The organism is Vallitalea sediminicola, assembly GCF_054408565.1.
This window is the reverse complement of the sequence record NZ_BTPT01000001.1, coordinates 63,882-83,560: the sequence shown is the minus strand read 5'-3', so window position 1 is coordinate 83,560 and position 19,679 is coordinate 63,882. Positions and strand designations below refer to the sequence as shown.

Genomic DNA, 19,679 nt, shown 5'->3' with positions numbered 1-19,679 from the left:
TTATTTTAATCCCATCTGTCTAATATATAATTGCAGACACCTGTAGAAGTAGTAACTCTAAAACTTACATTCCATTCACTACCATATTCAAGTCTGTAACCACAAGCACTTGCTTCTTTTTCTCCTCCAAGAGTTGCTTCTTTAGAATATGCTTCTATAGTTTTTCTTATTTCTCTCAAATCATTTATTAGCATTTCTGGAAACAAACAATTACTTTGAGTTCCATTAACATCTCTTGAACTATCAAGTATTAAAAATATGCTCTTACCCTGATGTGGATATTCTCCATACCACATTGAAGGTTGATAACATATACCTGTAACATTACAATAATCATGCTTTAAATTCCATCTTGTACATGGAGATCCATTAGTATATACATACCATGAAAAAGGATTTCTTTTTTCTAAATTATCCCATTGAAAGATAGGTGGAGCATCTTCATGAGTAGCTGTTAATAATGCCGCAAAATTACCGTGCTTAGGAACTAATAATTCAATTTTACTTGCATTAGTTAATATTGTATCTTCAAATTTTTTCCAAGTAATTTTAGTAGCTGGCATATCAAATGATTTTTTCTTATCCTTATTTATAGTTTTTACTTTTATATGACCAAAGAACCCTTTTCCAGTAGTCTCAGTAGCATCATTATATTTCCATATAGTATTAAGTTCACCTAGTCTTGCATATCTACGACTAAAAGATTTTTTAACACCTAATTTTTCAACTATTTTTTCTCCTTGTTCGATATTTCCTCTTGTAGGATTAGTTTGTGGTCTCTGATATTGTAAGGGATTCATTTTTCTTGAAAATTTATTTGCAATGGTATCAAAATCAAAACCAAACTTTATATCATCAAGCAAAGTACCTATCATAGTATTTTTAATATGACAGTAACCTGGTGGTGCAGTAGCAACAGCGTACCACAATACATTATTACTATCTTCTCTATTTGTTCGTAATTTTTTATGTAAATCCATAAACCAGTTGGAAATACCAAGACATTTTTCAAATCTATATAAATGCTCTGAGCTAAGAATATTGTTAGCATCAACTGCAACGTCATATGGATATTCCTCTATGTACTGCTGTAACATTCTAAAATCTTCTCTTTTTTCAAGCATCATTTGTGCATCTGTAAGTATTTTACCCATATATCTTATTTTTTCTGGCACGTTTACATGCATATGATTAAACCCGCCGGCATATGGAACTCCCAATATTTCTTTTGAAGTTATAAAGACATCTACAATGTCTGCTTTTTCAACTAACTCTTTTAATCTTCTAAATACTGGTGTCATTAATCCATCAAATTCTCCCCATAAAGCAGCTTCAACTTTACCGTCTTCAGACAATGCCACAATGTTACCATACTTTTCTACAAACTTTTTGCATGCACTACATGTATATAGTTGTCTATACTCTTTAGGTATCTCTAATAAAAAAGCTTCAAATAAATTATCCGCATTTGTTCTAAATAGTGGCCTGCCTTTCTCAATAACATTTCTAAACTGCTTATTAATTAATTGTATATAATAAGTAAAATCTACTGTATATGAATCAAATCCTTTTATCATTTTATACACTCCCTTTAAAAATAAATTGGTTTTGTGTCTTGGTCTTGGACACTCATTTTTAATGTGTATATATGTTATCAATTTGACCCAATACATTCAATAAAAAAAGTTTGCGAACTTATAAATTCAATATTTCTATTCACATAACTACTATATAATCTCTTCTCCATCACATACGGTACAATATTTTAACATGTTAATCTAGGACCCTCATACTCTAATAATCTACCTCCAAAAGGTTTTAAGACAATATCAACTATTTCTTCAACTTGCGATATACTGAAAATATTACTTTTATAAAAATTAACAATCATCTTATATAATTCCGAATTGTATTTACTTATATAATCTAACATTTTTTCAAGCTTGACACTCCACAAATTATTTAACTGGCAAAAAGCTTCCATTGTAATATTTATTATATTATTAGCTAATATATATGATTGAGGACTATCTTCAGGTAAAAACATCAAATCCTCCAGTAACTCCGATAACTTTATCCTCCAGTTCGCCACCTGTACTGATTTCAATGGTTTTGGTCCTTCTTCAATTACCATTGTAGCTAATTCTTTCAGTTGTTCTATCGTTGATTCTTTTTTATATATAAATGTTCCTGTACTGAAAGCTCTTAATACTGCAATATTTCTATCTTCCTTAATTAATTTTTCCCATTGGAAATATGGAGAAAAATATACTTCTGCTAAAACACCACATACTCTTTTCTTGTAATTCCAACTTTCATTGCAGTTTACAATTACATTCAAATCAATATCAGAATTCTCTCTGGCTTCACCTCTTTGAACAGAACCAAATAAAAGAATACCCTCTACTTCTTTAATTGATTTCAGCTCAATAGCAAGTTCGTTTAATGCCTTTTCATGTTTTTTCATCATCTTATTTGATATCATATAATCCCCCTCTTCTATCGTATATTTGTTACTATCTATTTGGTAGATAAAGTTCTCCTCCAAATACTCCGGATAATATAGCTGAACAAAAAACCGCTAATATCATTGAAGGTATAAAAATAAGTTTTTGATAATGATAATTATCAATTAGGTTGTTTTTATGATAATAGTAACGTGATTTAGGTAAAAATGGTAATTTTATAGAATACCTACTATTTATTATTTTTTTTCCTATACTATAAAACATTATCGCAAATATAGGATTTCCTAATATAAATATAGTAATTTGCATATCATTCATTTATTACACCTCTTGCTTACCTATTCTAATTTTATATTCCCTAATTCCAAGAGTATTTAGGGTATTGTTCGCAAGTATTTCATATACTTATATACTAATTTTCACATATTCTTAGCTATCTATATCTTATACGTTATATTGGTTTTTAATTCCACCTATGATATAATATTCTACACATATGTATATAATATGTTTTGATTTTACATCATACATATTGATTATGCAAGTATAAGAAGGAGAGTATCAATGAAGAAAAGTAAAAACCTATTTATATTAATCTTAATTATCATATTATTGACTAGTTGTAATTCCAATCAATCAACTTCCAATACTCCAGATAACATGACTGATGAACCTAATTCAAACAACAATGAAAATGATTCACATGAATCTACTGTACAAGAATACAAAGACAAAATATCAGAGTTAGAATCTCAATTAACTGAATTAGAAGAAGAATATGAAATACTAAAAGATCAGAATGCATGGCTATTAGATGAATCTACTAAAACAGAAGAACATATTAGAGAAGAAGGTAGTTTTGGAGAGTATATTCAAAATCTTCCTCTAAAGGAACATGCTGTACAGCCAAAATTATATACTGGCGACCGATTATATTATGAAGAACCTCAATATGTAACTGTAGTTGATATGCCACTTGACAATAAAGATTTAGAACAATCGAGTGACTCTGCCATACGATTGAATGCTGAATATTTATTTAAGGCAGAACGTTACTGATATCTCTTATCCCTTTGCCAACGGTTTTACGGCTGAATATAGTAAATGGATGGAAGGTAATAGGCTAGTTACAAAAGATAATCAATTAGAATGGGCTCAAAAAACAAATCCATCCAATACTAATGAAGACTTAAACAAATATCTAGATATCATCTATTCATATTCTAATACGGATGCGCTTAATCATTACTTAGACCCTGTTGATATAAAAGATATTCAGATTGGTGATATATTTGTAAAAAAAGATTGTATTGGAAGATGTGTAATGGTAGCTGATATGGCAATCAATGAATGAACTGATCAAAAGATAGTTTTATTAGCAATGAGCAATTATTTTACCACATCCGAAATTGGAATAATTAAAAATCTATAGCTTTCAAAAAGCTTACTACCTGATAAAAGTAGTAAGCTTTTCTTATTCATGATCTTTTGACTTCTATAAGCTATTGTTATTAAGTCTATTATCCTATAATTCACTAATAGCAAGAAACCGATAGTTAATATAACAACTATTGAGGAGAGAACATAATGCAAGAAAAAGTGAATAAAATCAAACTTTACATAGACCCTAATCAATCCAATATTGACCCACAGTGTTTACAAGAAATTATAGACTTGATTATTATAAATCCAACTCAAGCAGAAATTGAGGAAATCTTAACGGATTATAATGTGATTTATGAAAGATTAAAAAATTGAAATGAGTGAAAAAAATTATACGTAACATCAACCTAATTAAAGGAGCAGTGGTTACCCCTACTCCTTTATCATTTGCGTTTAATCGCTTAAATTTGTAACACTATTAAATATATAATCCAGCAATGCTACCCTTTCAGATATAACATTATCTTTTAATTCTTTCTCAACATCATATAGGTCTAAAATTGATTGAATTTGATTATTCATATCTACTAAATGCTGAATAACTTGTTTATTACTATTTATCTTTTCAATAGTTAAATCTATAGTTCCATTAGATTTATTAATATCATTAAAACTATCAGATAGATTTTGAGAAAAATTAAAATAAATCGTCATTACCTCTTTGTTTCTTCTCAATTCGTGATTACTCCAGTAATTAATCATATTTAAATATTCTTGGAGTTTGATAGTATATTCCAAAGAGATATAATTTATTATTTCTGATTGTTTGTAAATGGCAATATAATCTTTCAGGTCAATTGCTACCTTTTTTTCTATATTCTTAAGTTCATATATTAAATACTCATTAGCAGCAATCATTTCTATTTCTTTGTCTATGAAAAAGTTATTATAAAATTTATTAGTTTCTTTATTGGAATTGTTATGTTCGTATTTTATTCCAAGAATAAATGAAATACTAATTATTACTATTATTGATAAAATTAATAAAAATCGTTGTGATTTTTTCATGAAGAAATCACCCCTTCACATTGATTCGCCATTATTCATAAGTTTTCCCCTTATTAGTGCACCTTCACTTCACTAATTTGTGTCACAAAATATTCATCAGAAATAAGCAACTCCGCTGTTTCCCATTTCTCCTGTGCATTCCTTGCTAAATTAGCTAGCTCAACATCCACAATACATGTGTACTTCTTACCAAGTACAACATTTCCATATCTTGTATATTCTCTTAACCATTCCATATCATTACAACTCTTAACTGTATAATTCATCCTCCCTCTAATCAACGTTGAACCATTGGTATATATGCAAGTTTCATCAGTTATAAATTCAGTATGAATAATTATCTCTTTTTCTGATATCATATTAGCCCAGTAATTGATATGTTCTTCATTATCTCTTTCTATGACATCATCAGCTATCCAGCTGCCACTTTCTAAGAAAAACCATTTAAGTTTCTCACTATATTCAGTCATATCATACGTTCTATAGTCTACATTATAGAATGATTCCATATAGTCTTTCCCTATCTCTACATATTCCTTAATCTTATCTTCTCCATCATGTTCCACTAACCATACATTGTCTTTCAAAAAACCTCTTCCAAAATCGTCTTCTATATATGGATACTCTTTCAATTGCTGTATTATTTCCTCATCAGTCATTCCTTCCAAGTCTATAGCATCATTACTTACAAGTGTTATAACTACTGTATTATTATCGTTATCCCACTCCACATTAGCTCCCATTGCTTCACTTACGAATCTTACAGGAACAAATGTCCTTGAGTCTTTTAATATTGCTTGTGTATCCATATCTTGTGATTCTTCATTAATCAATATCTCTTTTTTATTAATGATTAATTTTATGACTTTAGCATCATAAGTAATGGTCACTTGTTGAAGATCGCTATCCCAATCAACTTTTCCCCCTAATGCTTCACTTATGAATCTCACAGGTACAAGAGTTCTATTATTTGCATCTATGAATGGTCGTGCATCTGGGAACTCTATTATTTCTCCCTCTACTGTTACACTCACATAAGTTTCTGCCGTTACCCCTATCATCATCATTGATGTTAAGATGATTACTACCATTATTAACATTGTAATTCTTTTCATTAATATACTCCTCGTTATTACTTATTTTTTCTAAAAAAGCAAACTTTATATACCTATTCATATAATAATTCTAGCCTAAGTATTTTACCATATATTAGTAATTATTGTATATACAATATTATACATTTGCTATAAAACAATGACATAAACTAGCAAACAGAATCTTGTCTACAGTTGATATTTCATCTAAATAAATCATTAAGATATTGTTACATTCTTAGTAATTATTATTTAATACAATTATAATTATAATTTAACATATTAACCTTATTTATGCTATATAATACTATAGTGTATCATAATAAGAAATCGTCTCATATTGACAATTACTACATTTTTAATGTATTTTTTGATTTTTATGAAGTATTATAGTTTTTAATGATTTTATGTAATAAAATGCAGAAAAAAGTTCTATTATGTTTGTGTAAATATCGTTTTTATATAATTACATCTTTCACTCAAATATGACTATATCTCAATTTTATGCATCTACATTCTTAAATGGTATTTCCATCAATTACTAGTATCGTTTATTGTAAAAAAAGATAAATTATTAAAACTTTTTGCTTTGTTTAATAGTCTTATATATGAAAGCTAAAATAGTATAAAAGTATTATGGTAAAAAAACTATTCTATGTTAGCGAGGAACAAGTATCCAATAATAATTCCAGAGAAAGGGGAAAACATGAACAATTATTCAAAAGCCACTCGTATGAACTACATTAGAAGAAAAAGACGAAAAAGAATTCGTAGAATGCTACTTCTTGTAATATTGATTAGTCTGACATTAAGCGTCAAATGTCAAGAAAGTCATTACAAAAACTCTCATGAATTAGATGCCTCAGCAAATACAAAAACAAGTACTGATCGTAATGAAAAAAAATTAGAAGAGAGCAAAGCATCAATTGAATATTTGTTTAAAGACGAAGACCAAATACCACAAAAAGAAAAACCTATTGTACCAGAAGAAAAAGAGAATAATACTACCCCGAATTCAGATGCTAATAATAATAATTCTGATTCCAGTCAAAAAATTGAAGAAACTACTACAGATGAATATGATTATACCAAACCAGTTCCGTTAAGTGAAACCGTTGAAGAAAGCTATTTTGATGACGCTGTTTTTATAGGTGATTCTCGTACAGAAGGATTCATGCTATACTCCCCTCCTTCTAAGGCTTTATCTTATACATATAAAGGACTTATGGTGGATACTGTTTTTACAAGTGAAGTAATTAAAAAAGATGGTAATAAAATTCCTGTTATGGAAGCTATTGAAGATGCCCACTTTAATAAAATATACATTATGTTAGGTATTAATGAAACTGGATGGGTATCTACTGATACTTTCATAGAGAAATATGAAAAAATTATAGATTCAATAAGAGAATCTCATCCTGATGCAGACATATACATACAATCAATTTTACCTGTAAGCCACAAAGTATCATCTAGACATAGCTACATCAAAAACTCTAAGATCAATGAATATAACTCTCGTCTTCTTGGAATGGCTAGAGATAATGGAGTATATTTTATAGATGTTGCAGAAGCAGTGACCAATGAAAATGGGTGTTTACCAAACGAAGCAGCAGCTGATGGAATTCATTTGAAGAAGCCATATTGTCAAAAATGGCTTGAATACCTGAAAACACATACTATTAAATAGAATAACTAAGGAGAAAAAGATTATGAAGAAATTTATTTGCATTATACTAACTATGACTGTTGGATTATTAACACTCGTTGGATGCGCAAGCAAAGATAAAGATATCACAATTGATATAAGTGCTTTAGCAGGAGATTTGACAAGTAAGATTGAATACCAAGATGAATTAACTAAGATTGAAGGCAGTAGCGTTGAGTCAATATATCAGATTGATTATGCAGTATCCTCTGAAGTATATGTAAGCAGTGGAGCAACAGCGGAAGAAGTTGCTGTCTTTGAATTAAAAGATAAATCAGAAGCAGATAATGCTTACAAAGCAGCTGAAGAAAGAATCAGTGCCCAAAAACAAGCTTTTGAAAGTTATGTACCAGAAGAAATGGAAAAACTCGATAATGCTGTAATTAAAAAAATCGATAAATATGTCATCGTTTGTGTTGCTAATGATAACACGGCTGAAGAAATAATAGAGACATATACTAAGTAATAGTATCTTAAACATATTACCTATAACTTCCTATCTTGCGACCGAAAATAACGGAGGTATTTTCTGATGATTTTTAGTACACCAATTTTTATATTTTTGTTTTTGCCATGTATTTTAGCAATATATTATATTAGTCCTCGTAAGTTAAAAAATACAAGCTTGTTTCTTGCAAGCTTGGTTTTTTATGCCTGGGGCGAACCAGTATATGTCAGTATTATGCTTTTTTCAACTGTTTTTGATTACATAAATGGTCTATCCATTGAAAAATTTAAATACCAAAAAAAATATAATAAGGCAAAACTTGTTTTAATTATTTCAATAGTTGGGAATCTAGCTATACTTTTTTTCTTTAAATACAGTAATTTTTTAATAAGCAACATCAATCAACTATCATCATTAAACTTGACACCATTAGACCTTAAGCTTCCTATCGGTATATCATTCTATACATTTCAAACAATGTCATATACAATAGATGTTTACAGAGGCGAAGTCAAGGCTCAGAGAAATATCATTGATTTTGGAACTTTTGTTTCATTGTTTCCACAATTAGTAGCAGGACCAATTGTAAGATACAAAACTATAGCAGAACAATTGAAACACCGAGTCAGCAATATGAATAAGTTCTCTGAAGGAGTACAACGTTTTATAATAGGTCTAGCTAAAAAAGTTATACTAGCCAACAATATCGGTATGATATGGGAACAGATATCAAGTTCTGATTTAACTATTGCTTCAGCATGGTTGGGAGCAATCTGCTTCAGTATGCAGATTTATTTTGATTTCTCTGGATATTCGGATATGGCTATCGGGCTTGGTAAAATGTTTGGTTTTGATTTATTAGAGAATTTCAATCTACCATATATCTCTAAAAGCATAACTGAATTTTGGAGAAGATGGCATATCTCTCTTGGAACTTGGTTCAAAGAGTATGTGTATATTCCCCTTGGTGGAAGTAAAGAAGGAAAGAAAAAACTAATTACGAATATGTTGATTGTCTGGGCATTGACTGGACTATGGCATGGCGCTAATTGGAATTTTGTTTTTTGGGGAATGTATTTTGGTATTCTACTAATTCTAGAAAAGTTGTTCTTTATGAAATGGCTTAAGAGATTACCTAATTTTATACAACATTTCTACACTCTCTTTTTAGTAGTTATAAGTTGGGTCATTTTTGCTATTGATGACACTTCAACGTTGAAGATATATTTGCAGACCATGTTTGGACTGTGTAATGTACCTGTAATAGATAACCAGACCCTTTACTTGTTTGGTACAAATATATTCTTGATAATCATATGTATTGGAGCATCAACTAGATTGCAAACCATAATAAATACCAAGTTAATGAGTTTCGGACATGAAGGATTAATATATACCGTTAAAAATATATGCTATATAACTGTATTCATAGTATCTATCTCCTTTTTAATAGGTACATCATATAATCCATTCTTATATTTTAGATTTTAGGGAGGGATTTTAGTGAAATCAATACATAATGCTATACTTGGAATAATTTTTATAATTATAATCTTTGGCATAATGATTGCTAATGTAATCACACCTGACAAGAAATTTTCTGAGAACGAAAATAGGTATCTTAGTACCAGCCCAAAGTTTTCAGTTGAAAAATTGTTGTCTGGAAAATATACCAAGGATATTGAAAAATACATAGATGATCAATTCATTATGCGAGAAAAATGGATTGTTGCAAAATCAAACATAGAACAATTACTTCCTAGAAAAGACATCAATGGTGTTTATCTAGGAAAAGATAACTACCTTATAGAAAAACACTTGGACAAAGATTTTAACTACACTCAATTAAATAAGAATATTGAAATCATTAATTCTTTCTCCGAAAAATACAATGACTTAAATATCAACTTAATGGTAGTCCCAACTTCTGGATTGATTATGAAAGGTAAACTACCATTAAATGCACCTCAATTTGACCAGCAGAAAGTTTTTGATGATATCAATGATACGATAACATCATGCAAATATATTAATATTACCAAAACCCTTAGCAATCATAGTAATGAATATATATATTATAAAACAGACCATCACTGGACAAGTCTTGGCGCATATTATGCATATGTTGATTATTGTAATAGTAATGGGAAAGAATATGAACCTTATGAATCCTGGAATAATGAGGATGTCACTACATCATTTAGAGGAACCCTTTATTCAAAAATCCTTTTGGATGGTATTTATGACAATATAAATATATTAAAAAGTAAGCAGCAAAATCCATACACAGTTTATTATAATTTCTCAAAAACAACTGGTGACAGTGTTTTCAACTATGATAAGCTAGATGAAAAAGACCAATATCAAGTTTTTTTTGGAGGAAATCACGCAGAATTAAAGATTATCCACGAAAAAGCGAGTAACAAGAACTTACTTGTAATCAAAGATTCCTATGCTAATTGTTTCGTTCCATTAATCATGGATCAATTTGAGAAAATATGTATGATTGATTTGAGATATTTCAATGGTGATATAGATGAGTACATAGAAGAAAATGACATCACAGACGTTTTATTTCTATACGGTATAATGAGTTTTTCTGATGATACTGTATTCAGGAAACTACAATAGTAATACAAAAGTACCTATAGGCAGACATTATGTAATTTCATATCCTATAGGTACTTTATTTTATTAGGTCTTACTTCACATTAACACTTAATCTCCTTGTTCTTGTGAATTTTGTATTACTGCTTAAAATAGTTCCTTCTACATCAACTCTGATAGTATGGTTACCTGATATATCAAGTTTCATTGGTTCATGCTCTATACCTTTTTTTGAATATTGAGCATGTACAGGATCTTGTTTACGAGCAAATACATTAACATCTTTTGAATTAACTGGTGATTCCAAAGTTGTTTTTATTATCACATTACCAATTTCATCTTTACTACTTTCCAAAGCGGTATTTATATCTAGGTAATCTCCACAATTCATATCTGTATTTGCCACTTTACAGTTAAGTGTAATACTACTATTAGGTTCAAAAGCACCCACAGTTCCTTTAAAAACATTTTGCTTCATATTTCCACACCAACATCCTGTAGTCCATTGACCTGGTTTTGGATCATGGAGATGAAATGTAACGAAACCATTTCCTATAAAAGTAGGAGGCATTACTATTTTTTGTCCATCCGGGTCTCTTAATAATATATTGATTTGATTTTCTCCTGGTGAACCTGTTGTATAAGTAACTGATTCATCAAGCCAATTTACAGCAAGACTTACATGATCAGAACCACTTGGAACATATAAAGGCAATGTTGTGAATCTATATGAATCTATTTGTTGTTTTTGATTTATCGCTGTCGTAGCTACATTTGCATCGTCCGCTATCTGATTATAAATCTCAGCAAGTTCAAATGCATCCGGGCTAAAATGGTACTGTCCATTAGTTTTTCTTGCTACTTCCTGTAAAAAGTCACATTGCCCCCTATCTCCTAGAGCAATTGTATAGATAGGAATATCTGCAGGTAATCCTATAAGGGGATTTCCTCCTTCATTCCACAACCCATCTGATAAAAGTATCATAGCTCTATTAGGGTTTCCTGCATTATTAAGCATGTCATGACCTTGAGATATAGCTTCTTTTATATTAGTCATATTAAGTGGTTGTATCTTCTTTATTTCATTTATGGCATCGTATATGGTTTTATGGTCTGATTGTATAGTTGACAGTGGATATAATACTCTACTCCTTGTAGAAAAAGCTACAACCCCAATTTGATCTGCTTCTTTCATAATTGTAATAAAAGTTGCTGCATCTGTCTTAGCAGGTTCAAGATAATTATAACTTTTCATAGTATATGATTGATCAATAAGTGACGCTATACTTACACTAGACATAAAATTCCTCCTAATTATTTAATCTTTTCTTCCCAATATTTATTTATTTCCTCTACTGCTCTAAGTGGTCCTCCATCTGCACCTCGTGTTACAAAATCCACAGCTAAAAAGTTGGGTAAGTGATGTTCCCATCCTAATTTCTCATCTTTAAAAAATCTAGGATTGAATTTACATGTATTACATCTTGCTATAAGAGTGTTAAAGCTGTTAATAGATTTATATGTACGTAACTTAGGAATATTCAAGTACCAGAGTGTTGGAAAACTATTTACTGTATATAGAGAACGATTCTTACTTAATGGAATACCAGCAGATTCATCTCTTTCATCATAATTACCCTTAAGACTATCTTCACCATATTTTGTCTCTACAGTATAATCCCATACATATGGTAGCCCATCACCTTTTTTCTCTGCAAAAACTACAAGACGTTTGTTGTTTTCAACCATCCATCCTATACTTGGCCAACCTTTTTTGAGTACCGGTTCCCATGAATGACCTGATGGTCCTGTGTTGACTTTATCTGCATAGAATATCATTTTACATACTCCTGAATCATTAAAAGCCTTATCAACTAACTTAGGATCAAATACTCTATTCTCAAATTGGATTGTTACAACTTCTGAAGGATTATTTTTTAACCAAATGCCAATTTCACGCATTGCATCTTCAAGAAACAACCAGCTGTAACTAGACCATTTAGTTCCATGATACATTACAATCTGATCTACACCATTTATCTTTTCTTTGTATATATCAAGCATCAAACCCCTAACTCCATAATCAAGCTGCTCTGTCAATGTAAGTTCTTGATTTCCAAGCCACCAACCATCTAAAAAGTAGGCAAAGGAATTATGAGACATAAGATAACAATACTGGTCATATCGTCGTGACACACATAGGTGCTTATTTAATGGAGCGAGTACTGGACTTGTAAAATTTGGTGTGGTAACAATATCCTTCCATATGATACTTCCATCATCTTTATCAAGACAGTAACAGAATCCATCACTAGCGGCAAAACATACTCGATTTCCTATGATCATAGGATCTCTTTCTACACCATTAGTAACATTATATTTCCAAGAAAATTCAAATGGGTTAGTTCCATCTTTTGATTTGAATTCAATCCCTGTATGATTAGTCATATCTTTATCCAGCATAGACGAAGGCATATCTTTTCTTATATTGAATGCATAAATATCTGCATCAATATTGTTGAATGCTACATATAATTGGTCACTGGCAATTGTATAACTTCTTACGGGATGCCCCTTGATAGAGCATTCACTTTCTACTTCTCCATCTTCTAATCTTAATACGTATAGAGAACCATTGTCACATCCTACTAAAAGATAGTTCCCATATATCTGTGGTGATGAATGGATTGGCATATCAAAAGTTTTTCTCCATCGGCATTGGTTATTTATAATATCCATAGCATAGATTGAACCTTCAACATCGCCATAGTAAGCAACATAATTAAGTACAGCCGGAACTCCTTTTACTGGATAATTCAAGTCAAAACTTGAGATTACTTTTTTTGTTACAATATCAAAAGCATAAAAACCTTTATCACTTGTTAGATAGATAATATTATCTGATAGAACATTAGAATATATTTTCATAGCCTTAGTAGATTGTAAATGTAATATATCATAAGATTCAATTTTTTTGCCTGTTTCCTTATCTATTGCAAATAGAAATCCTTTTGATGTTGAGATATATACTTTTGAATCAAATACTTCAGGCGTTGCATCTATACTACCTTCCATTGTATATTTCCATTTGACTTTTCCCGAATCTGCATAGAGTGCATATAAACAGCATGTAGTATTTCCATCACCAAAATAAACAACCTTATCTACTACAACTGGTTTTGATGTTAAAAATCCATTATCTGTTTTGAAGGTCCAATCCTCTTCTCCATTTTCTATGTTATGAGCAGTTATCGCTCCATCAGTATCTGAGAATATGGCATATTGCTTGGGTTTGTCTACATAAGGTTCGTCAAAATAAATACCTAGATTATCAATATAAGCACTGTTACTTGCCCGATATACTGGAGGTAATTCTAGGAAAATCCTAGCTTTCTCTGCTCCTGTTGGAATAGGAAAACTAGCTGATTTTTGATTTAGCCATTTATCACATTCAGTTAAATCAACTAACTGAATCAGTGCTGGTTGTCCATCAAATTCAATACCTACTACAAAATTATTACTATTTGGTATTTCATTGGCATATAAACTAAAGAATACTAGCACATTATTACAATAGGACTTAGGTATATCAAATTCAATGGTGTTTAGTCTTCCCGATGCTACTATGCTACCTGAGGTTAGTTTACAACTATAACCTGCTGAAAGAAACTTTTCACTTGACCTCTCAGCTCCATACGATCTTGACAAATCAATCCTTTTATCATCTTTTAGTAAAGTTTTAAAACTAAAGAAACGTCCAACAGTAACTTGTTCATTCTTGCGTATTTCATGACGTTCTTTCATCATATTCCTCCTTATAATTTTTATTGTATTATCACTAACTTTACAGATATAAATAATATCTTCATACTGTCAATAAAAGGGTCTTTTTTAAGTGTAGATTAGGTAGAATATTGGAATCATTGGAATTGCGATAAAAATATTGAATAATATTAATAATTAATTATATCATAATAATCCATATTTTTTAACTTTCGAACTAAATTTTAAGATTTTTTTAACTTTAATTTGTCTATATTTCAAAAAGGTACTCAACTAATAAAAAGACTGTTTTATAATAATCTTTTATATGCCATAAAAAATGTATTACAAAACAGCTTCATTCTAGAACTATCTATATGTTCTTTTGAACTATATAATCTATGAATCCTTGCTTTATTTTTTCACCTTGGTATATTCTCTCTAAGATCCTGTTTTCTTTAACCAGAATGTTCATGTCTTTGAAGTGTATATCCCCTTCATCAATTTCATAGTATGTATGTATTACTTCTCCATTGCCTTCACCTTGTAAAAATTCTCCCTCTCCAATTTCAATTCCTTTTCCATACTCACCATCATTTATTGAAAGGAAGTTGACAAAACAGATACCACCTGGTTTTAGTACTCTTTTTATTTCTGATATACCTTTTGCGATATCCTTTTTATTCAAATGAAAAATAGTATTATAGGAATAAATATAGCTGATGGAATTATCACCAAAAGGAAGTTCTCTAATATCCCCTTTAGTAATATTAAGATTGATATCATGTTCTCTTGAAAAACTTTCTGCCTTCTTAATCTGGGAATCACTATATTCAATTCCATATGTCTTGTAACCACACTCTAAAAATATGGCTAAGGGCGGATAATTTCCTCCAGCTCCACAATCCAAAACACTTTTTTCCATATCCAAGTCATTACAATGGTTCAAAAATCTGTATAACTGTGTTTGTTTACATATAAACATATAGAATCCTCCATTTTTCTGATATAATTATATTATTATTCCCTTGCTATATAATGATATATCATTAAACCATAAATTGGTAGACTATAAATAAATTTGATTTTATGGTATAATATATATGGAAAGTTTTACTCTATATGAATCTTATAAGTTAAATAATGACTAAAATTCTATTCCTTTTGCAGCTTTTCTGCCTTCATTATAATAATGTTTTCTTTCCTCACAAACTGTAACTAAATCTACAGCATCCATTAGTTTTTGTGGTGCATTTCTTCCTGTTATTACAACATTAGTTCTATCAGGTCGATTTCCTAATACATCAATACAATCTTCTACCGATAAAACATCTTCTATAGGGAATCTAGTAATAGCAAATACATTATTTATTTCATCCAAGACAACAAGGTCATATTCTCCACTGTTGATTTTTTCTTTTGCTAATATCCATGCTTCTTCAATACCTTTTTTATGTTCATCAATGTCTTTGATATTAGTGAACCCTTTACCCATTTGGTACATTTCAACGCCTAGTTTATTAAATACTTCTCGTTCACCTATCATTATATCTGGTGATTTTATAAATTGAATAATGCATACTTTCTTACCATGACCTACTGAACGGATTGCCAAGCCGAACGAAGCAGTACTTTTACCTTTTCCATTACCTGTATAACACAGTACAACACCCTTTTGATTAATGCTCATTATATTTCCTCCTTATCCTTCCATAATGATATAGTTATACCATTAGCTTTCACTTTATTTAAAATACATTCACCTTGATTAGAAGATAGATATCCACAAGGTTCACTAACACATGTAACTCCAATTGTTTTCTCTACAAAATCTGATCCGTCAAATAGATTCTGAATTTCTCTTATACTGTCAAGGGATATAATGTCCATAGGGATTTTTAGGGTTCTTGCTAATTCAATTATACCAATTTCATCTTTCTTAACTTCTACAGTTGATATTCTAGATATACGGTTAATATTAATATCTTTTTTATGAAGTAGTGGCATCAATTCCTTAGTAATCTCATCTCTTGTTTTACCTCTTTTACACCCTATGCCAAGTATAATGTCTTTTTTATGAAGATACGCTATTGGAATGTTTACCAGAATCTTATTGGAATCTATAACTATCAGACCTTTTATATTATACTTGTCTATACTTTGAATGATCTTATCATTGTGTATTGTTATAAATTGATTTGGTAAATCCATATTAATATCTCTGTTACTGATTATACCGATATTATCTCCATTAACAATATGAGATGTTACAATCTTGGCATCTTCAAAATCGTCAATATAACAATTTAATTTCATAGCTAATATATCAACAGCCATGGTATTATTGACGTCAGAAGCTGTTGTTATTACAGGATGAGCTTGTAAAAACTCCGCAAGTTTTCTAGTATATTCATTAGCACCTCCAAGATGCCCTGATAGAAGGCTGATAACATAATCCCCTTGTTCATCTATAACAATAACCCCTGGGTCTATGGATTTGTGTTTTATGTACGGTGCTATTAGTCTAACTACTATACCTGTTGCCATGATGAATACTAACATATCATAGTCATCCATCAATTGTTTGATATTATTTCTTAGTGGTAATTCAATGAGTTTCACATAGTCATACTGGCTTTTTCTATGGGTAAAAACATCTATCTGTGAATTATATTTCCTTAACTTCTCTGCAAGTTGTAAACCACCATGAGTAAGTGTTATTAATGCAACCTTCAATATATTACCACCTTTCTTATAAAGAATCATCAGTTACTATATCTATTATCAGGAATTATTATAATTACTTCAGTTTATTTATTTCCATAGGCTTTTTCTTTAATATATTCAATCATGTCATCCGTAACAGAAAATACTTTTGGATAATCTATTTTAGGTCTACCTATGACAATTACTTTTACATTGCATTCATCTGCCGCTTGGAGTTTTTCTTGTATCATGCCCCTACTGCCGCTTTCTTTTGTCACCATTATTTTGCAATCAATACTATTCATTATTGCTACATTCAGTTCTTTTGAAAAAGGTCCTTTCATAGCAATAATCTGGTCAGGCAATACATAAAGTCTTTCTAATCTTTCTAAATTACCAGATTGTGGTAACACTCTTATATATGCTCTGTATTTATCTTTAATCTCGTGTAAGATATGTTCAATATCTTTACTTCCAGTAGTTATCAATGCATTGCCTTGTAATCCATCAATAATCTTTCCTGCTTCTTCGTAAGAATAGCAATAAATATATTTTTCTTCATCTTTTTCTATTAAAGGTCGCTCATAGCGAATATATTCAATATTTATATCTTTACATGTTTTTATTGCATTCTCTGATACTTGTTTAGCATATGGGTGAGTTGCATCAATAACCATCCTTATACCTCTATCCATACAGTATTTACTTAATTTAACATCATCCATTTTACCATGGATAATAGTACCATCAAATCTTTTACTTGCAACTTCTTTTCCGTATTCAGTAGCCGTACTTAAAATTAGATTATCTGAAAATCTCATAATCATATTTGCAATCATAATACTATCACTTGTTCCACCTAAGATCAGAATCATATATTATACCCTCTTGATGTAACCATAAATTCGTTTATCCATTTTGTCTGCTTATTACCGATGATAATAGTACAGAACATATCTACTTCTTTTGTATTAATATGGGCTAAATCAGTTCTAGTAATCTCTTGTTCTTCTCTATAAGCCATTCTTACAATACCAACTGGGGTATTATCGTCTCTCTCTTTTCTTATAATACTTAATGCTTCATCTAGATACTCTTGTCTCTTGGAACTTCTAGGATTATATAGTGCTATGACAAAATCTGCTTTTGATGCTAGCTCAACCCTTTTTAATATTTTTTCATAAGGTGTCATGTAATCACTAAGACTTATTGTACAAAAATCTTCTACAATAGGCGCTCCCAGTAATGCTCCACAAGATATAGCCGCTGTCACACCAGATACTACTTCCACATCTATATCATTTTCCAGTCTTTTAATATGTACAAGCTCTATTAATAATCCAGCCATACCGTATAATCCACCATCACCACTACAAACTATACCTACGGTCTTACCTTGCACCGCCTCTTCTATAGCCATTTCACAACGGTCAATTTCTTTACCCATACCTTTGCTTATGACTTTTTTATCATCTAACAGATCTTTTACTTGTTCTACATATACTTTATATCCTGCAATAACATCACAGGACTTAATAACTTCTACTGCCTTTACTGTCATATTCTCTAATTGTCCCGGTCCAATACCAATAACAAAAATCTGCCCTTTCATCTTATCTCTCCTCACTACTGGTTGCTGATCTATACATATGACTAAAACCTTTATCGTATAGCTTTGATAGTGAATATTTATCTGACATAAAATCACCAATTAGAATCTGAGCAAATCTAGTAATAGATGCTTCTTCAACCTTCTTCTCAATATCTTCAAGAGTTCCTCTAACTATTTTTTCATCATCCCAAGTAGCTTTATAGACTACTGCAACAGGAGTTTTTGCATCATAACTCTTTCTTAATTTCCCTATTACTTCACCAATTGATTGAACTGATAAAAATATAGCCATTGAAGCCCTATGCTTAGCCAACTCTTCCAACTGTCCACCTTCACCATGACCCGTTCTGCCTGGTAATCTAGTGATAATAATCGTCTGGGAAACATCTGGCAATGTGAATTCCTCTTTTAATCTAGAAGCCGCAGCCACAAAAGAACTAACCCCTGGTATCACATCAAACTCAATCTTATGTTCAATCAATCTATCCATCTGCTCTCTAATAGCTCCATATATGGATGGGTCACCTGTATGCAGTCTAACAACCTTCTTATTGTCCTTTTCCATCTCTACCATTACTTGGATAACCTCATCCAAATCCATCTTGGCACTATTATGAATAATAACGTCTTCCTTACAATAAGTATCAATCAACTTAGGATTCACCAAAGAGCCTGCATATATAACACAATCAGCCTCTTGTAAAGCCTTCATCCCCTTAACCGTAATTAACTCAACATCTCCTGGTCCTGCTCCTACGAATAAAATCATAATGCATACTCCTTTATTTTTATTTATTTAATTTATTCTTCTTATTTATATTAC

Annotated in this window: 18 protein-coding genes and 1 pseudogene; 6 read left to right on the top strand and 13 right to left on the bottom strand. The window is 30.5% G+C overall.

The annotated features are described in order from the left end of the window. Window positions 1-5: 5 nt before the first annotated feature. The 3 genes from ACX6CF_RS00360 to ACX6CF_RS00350 all read right to left on the bottom strand — a co-directional run bounded on the left by ACX6CF_RS00360 (window position 6) and on the right by ACX6CF_RS00350 (window position 2,786). A complete protein-coding gene (locus ACX6CF_RS00360; protein WP_458783301.1) occupies window positions 6-1,577 on the bottom strand; it encodes a hypothetical protein in 1,572 nt (523 codons plus the stop codon). A 188-nt stretch (window positions 1,578-1,765) separates the two neighbouring features. Beyond that, on the bottom strand, window positions 1,766-2,485 hold the full coding sequence (locus ACX6CF_RS00355; RefSeq protein WP_458783300.1) for a nucleotidyltransferase domain-containing protein: 720 nt from the start codon (window positions 2,483-2,485) through the stop codon (window positions 1,766-1,768). 31 nt (window positions 2,486-2,516) lie between these two features. Then, entirely contained in the window at window positions 2,517-2,786 is a 270-nt protein-coding gene (locus tag ACX6CF_RS00350) for a hypothetical protein (protein ID WP_458783299.1), read from the bottom strand. Window positions 2,787-3,032: 246 nt separating this feature from the next. On the opposite strand from ACX6CF_RS00350, the pseudogene ACX6CF_RS00345 reads away from it, so the two are divergent. Continuing rightward, window positions 3,033-3,822, top strand: a pseudogene (locus ACX6CF_RS00345) (DUF4846 domain-containing protein). Between the two features lie 233 nt (window positions 3,823-4,055). Next, window positions 4,056-4,226, top strand: a complete 171-nt coding sequence (locus ACX6CF_RS00340) for a hypothetical protein (protein ID WP_458783298.1) — start codon at window positions 4,056-4,058, stop codon at window positions 4,224-4,226. A gap of 78 nt (window positions 4,227-4,304) precedes the next feature. On the opposite strand, the gene ACX6CF_RS00335 is transcribed toward ACX6CF_RS00340, so the two are convergent. Continuing rightward, window positions 4,305-4,919 carry a hypothetical protein gene (locus ACX6CF_RS00335; protein WP_458783297.1) on the bottom strand — a complete coding sequence of 205 codons (615 nt, stop codon included), beginning with the start codon at window positions 4,917-4,919 and terminating at the stop codon, window positions 4,305-4,307. A gap of 53 nt (window positions 4,920-4,972) precedes the next feature. Further along, entirely contained in the window at window positions 4,973-6,034 is a 1,062-nt protein-coding gene (locus ACX6CF_RS00330; protein WP_458783296.1) for a copper amine oxidase N-terminal domain-containing protein, read from the bottom strand. A 685-nt stretch (window positions 6,035-6,719) separates the two neighbouring features. Between ACX6CF_RS00330 and ACX6CF_RS00325 the strand changes: the two genes are divergently transcribed. The 4 genes from ACX6CF_RS00325 (at window position 6,720) to ACX6CF_RS00310 (ending at window position 10,800) form a co-directional block, all read left to right on the top strand. Continuing rightward, window positions 6,720-7,703 (top strand): GDSL-type esterase/lipase family protein, encoded by a 984-nt coding sequence (locus ACX6CF_RS00325; protein WP_458783295.1) that lies wholly within the window; start codon window positions 6,720-6,722, stop codon window positions 7,701-7,703. A gap of 22 nt (window positions 7,704-7,725) precedes the next feature. Then, window positions 7,726-8,187, top strand: coding sequence for a DUF4358 domain-containing protein (locus ACX6CF_RS00320; RefSeq protein ID WP_458783294.1), 462 nt, complete (start codon window positions 7,726-7,728; stop codon window positions 8,185-8,187). Window positions 8,188-8,253: 66 nt separating this feature from the next. Beyond that, window positions 8,254-9,660 (top strand): MBOAT family O-acyltransferase, encoded by a 1,407-nt coding sequence (locus ACX6CF_RS00315; RefSeq protein WP_458783293.1) that lies wholly within the window; start codon window positions 8,254-8,256, stop codon window positions 9,658-9,660. A gap of 12 nt (window positions 9,661-9,672) precedes the next feature. Then, a complete protein-coding gene (locus ACX6CF_RS00310) occupies window positions 9,673-10,800 on the top strand; it encodes a DHHW family protein (RefSeq protein WP_458783292.1) in 1,128 nt (375 codons plus the stop codon). A 70-nt stretch (window positions 10,801-10,870) separates the two neighbouring features. On the opposite strand, the gene ACX6CF_RS00305 is transcribed toward ACX6CF_RS00310, so the two are convergent. From ACX6CF_RS00305 to cobM, 8 genes are all read right to left on the bottom strand, one after another. Continuing rightward, window positions 10,871-12,076 (bottom strand): vWA domain-containing protein, encoded by a 1,206-nt coding sequence (locus ACX6CF_RS00305; protein ID WP_458783291.1) that lies wholly within the window; start codon window positions 12,074-12,076, stop codon window positions 10,871-10,873. A gap of 14 nt (window positions 12,077-12,090) precedes the next feature. After that, window positions 12,091-14,580: an outer membrane protein assembly factor BamB family protein gene (locus ACX6CF_RS00300; RefSeq protein WP_458783290.1), complete on the bottom strand. Its 2,490-nt coding sequence runs from the start codon at window positions 14,578-14,580 to the stop codon at window positions 12,091-12,093. A 331-nt stretch (window positions 14,581-14,911) separates the two neighbouring features. Continuing rightward, complete coding sequence (locus tag ACX6CF_RS00295) at window positions 14,912-15,523, bottom strand: class I SAM-dependent methyltransferase (protein WP_458783289.1); 612 nt, start codon at window positions 15,521-15,523, stop codon at window positions 14,912-14,914. A gap of 162 nt (window positions 15,524-15,685) precedes the next feature. Then, the gene (locus ACX6CF_RS00290; RefSeq protein WP_458783288.1) at window positions 15,686-16,228 is read right to left on the bottom strand and encodes a cob(I)yrinic acid a,c-diamide adenosyltransferase; all 543 of its coding nucleotides are present in this window, start codon (window positions 16,226-16,228) and stop codon (window positions 15,686-15,688) included. Further along, window positions 16,228-17,274: a cobalt-precorrin 5A hydrolase gene (cbiG, locus tag ACX6CF_RS00285; protein WP_458783287.1), complete on the bottom strand. Its 1,047-nt coding sequence runs from the start codon at window positions 17,272-17,274 to the stop codon at window positions 16,228-16,230. The genes ACX6CF_RS00290 and cbiG overlap by 1 nt, the downstream gene beginning before the upstream one ends. Window positions 17,275-17,348: 74 nt before the next feature. Next, complete coding sequence (gene cobK / locus ACX6CF_RS00280) at window positions 17,349-18,119, bottom strand: precorrin-6A reductase (RefSeq protein WP_458783286.1); 771 nt, start codon at window positions 18,117-18,119, stop codon at window positions 17,349-17,351. Next, on the bottom strand, window positions 18,116-18,856 hold the full coding sequence (cobJ, locus tag ACX6CF_RS00275; protein ID WP_458783285.1) for a precorrin-3B C(17)-methyltransferase: 741 nt from the start codon (window positions 18,854-18,856) through the stop codon (window positions 18,116-18,118). Before cobJ ends, cobK begins: the two co-directional genes overlap by 4 nt. A gap of 1 nt (window position 18,857) precedes the next feature. Further along, entirely contained in the window at window positions 18,858-19,625 is a 768-nt protein-coding gene (cobM, locus tag ACX6CF_RS00270) for a precorrin-4 C(11)-methyltransferase (RefSeq protein ID WP_458783284.1), read from the bottom strand. Between the last annotated feature and the right edge of the window lie 54 nt (window positions 19,626-19,679).

What these genes read in the sequence shown, in the direction of transcription:
- ACX6CF_RS00360 (WP_458783301.1), bottom strand. Translation starts at nt 1,577, where the DNA reads ATGATAAAAGGATTTGATTCATATACAGTAGATTTTACTTATTATATA.
- ACX6CF_RS00355 (WP_458783300.1), bottom strand. Translation starts at nt 2,485, where the DNA reads ATGATATCAAATAAGATGATGAAAAAACATGAAAAGGCATTAAACGAA.
- ACX6CF_RS00350 (WP_458783299.1), bottom strand. Translation starts at nt 2,786, where the DNA reads ATGAATGATATGCAAATTACTATATTTATATTAGGAAATCCTATATTT.
- ACX6CF_RS00340 (WP_458783298.1), top strand. Translation starts at nt 4,056, where the DNA reads ATGCAAGAAAAAGTGAATAAAATCAAACTTTACATAGACCCTAATCAA.
- ACX6CF_RS00335 (WP_458783297.1), bottom strand. Translation starts at nt 4,919, where the DNA reads ATGAAAAAATCACAACGATTTTTATTAATTTTATCAATAATAGTAATA.
- ACX6CF_RS00330 (WP_458783296.1), bottom strand. Translation starts at nt 6,034, where the DNA reads ATGAAAAGAATTACAATGTTAATAATGGTAGTAATCATCTTAACATCA.
- ACX6CF_RS00325 (WP_458783295.1), top strand. Translation starts at nt 6,720, where the DNA reads ATGAACAATTATTCAAAAGCCACTCGTATGAACTACATTAGAAGAAAA.
- ACX6CF_RS00320 (WP_458783294.1), top strand. Translation starts at nt 7,726, where the DNA reads ATGAAGAAATTTATTTGCATTATACTAACTATGACTGTTGGATTATTA.
- ACX6CF_RS00315 (WP_458783293.1), top strand. Translation starts at nt 8,254, where the DNA reads ATGATTTTTAGTACACCAATTTTTATATTTTTGTTTTTGCCATGTATT.
- ACX6CF_RS00305 (WP_458783291.1), bottom strand. Translation starts at nt 12,076, where the DNA reads ATGTCTAGTGTAAGTATAGCGTCACTTATTGATCAATCATATACTATG.
- ACX6CF_RS00300 (WP_458783290.1), bottom strand. Translation starts at nt 14,580, where the DNA reads ATGAAAGAACGTCATGAAATACGCAAGAATGAACAAGTTACTGTTGGA.
- ACX6CF_RS00295 (WP_458783289.1), bottom strand. Translation starts at nt 15,523, where the DNA reads ATGTTTATATGTAAACAAACACAGTTATACAGATTTTTGAACCATTGT.
- ACX6CF_RS00290 (WP_458783288.1), bottom strand. Translation starts at nt 16,228, where the DNA reads ATGAGCATTAATCAAAAGGGTGTTGTACTGTGTTATACAGGTAATGGA.
- cobK (WP_458783286.1), bottom strand. Translation starts at nt 18,119, where the DNA reads ATGATTCTGATCTTAGGTGGAACAAGTGATAGTATTATGATTGCAAAT.
- cobJ (WP_458783285.1), bottom strand. Translation starts at nt 18,856, where the DNA reads ATGAAAGGGCAGATTTTTGTTATTGGTATTGGACCGGGACAATTAGAG.
- cobM (WP_458783284.1), bottom strand. Translation starts at nt 19,625, where the DNA reads ATGATTTTATTCGTAGGAGCAGGACCAGGAGATGTTGAGTTAATTACG.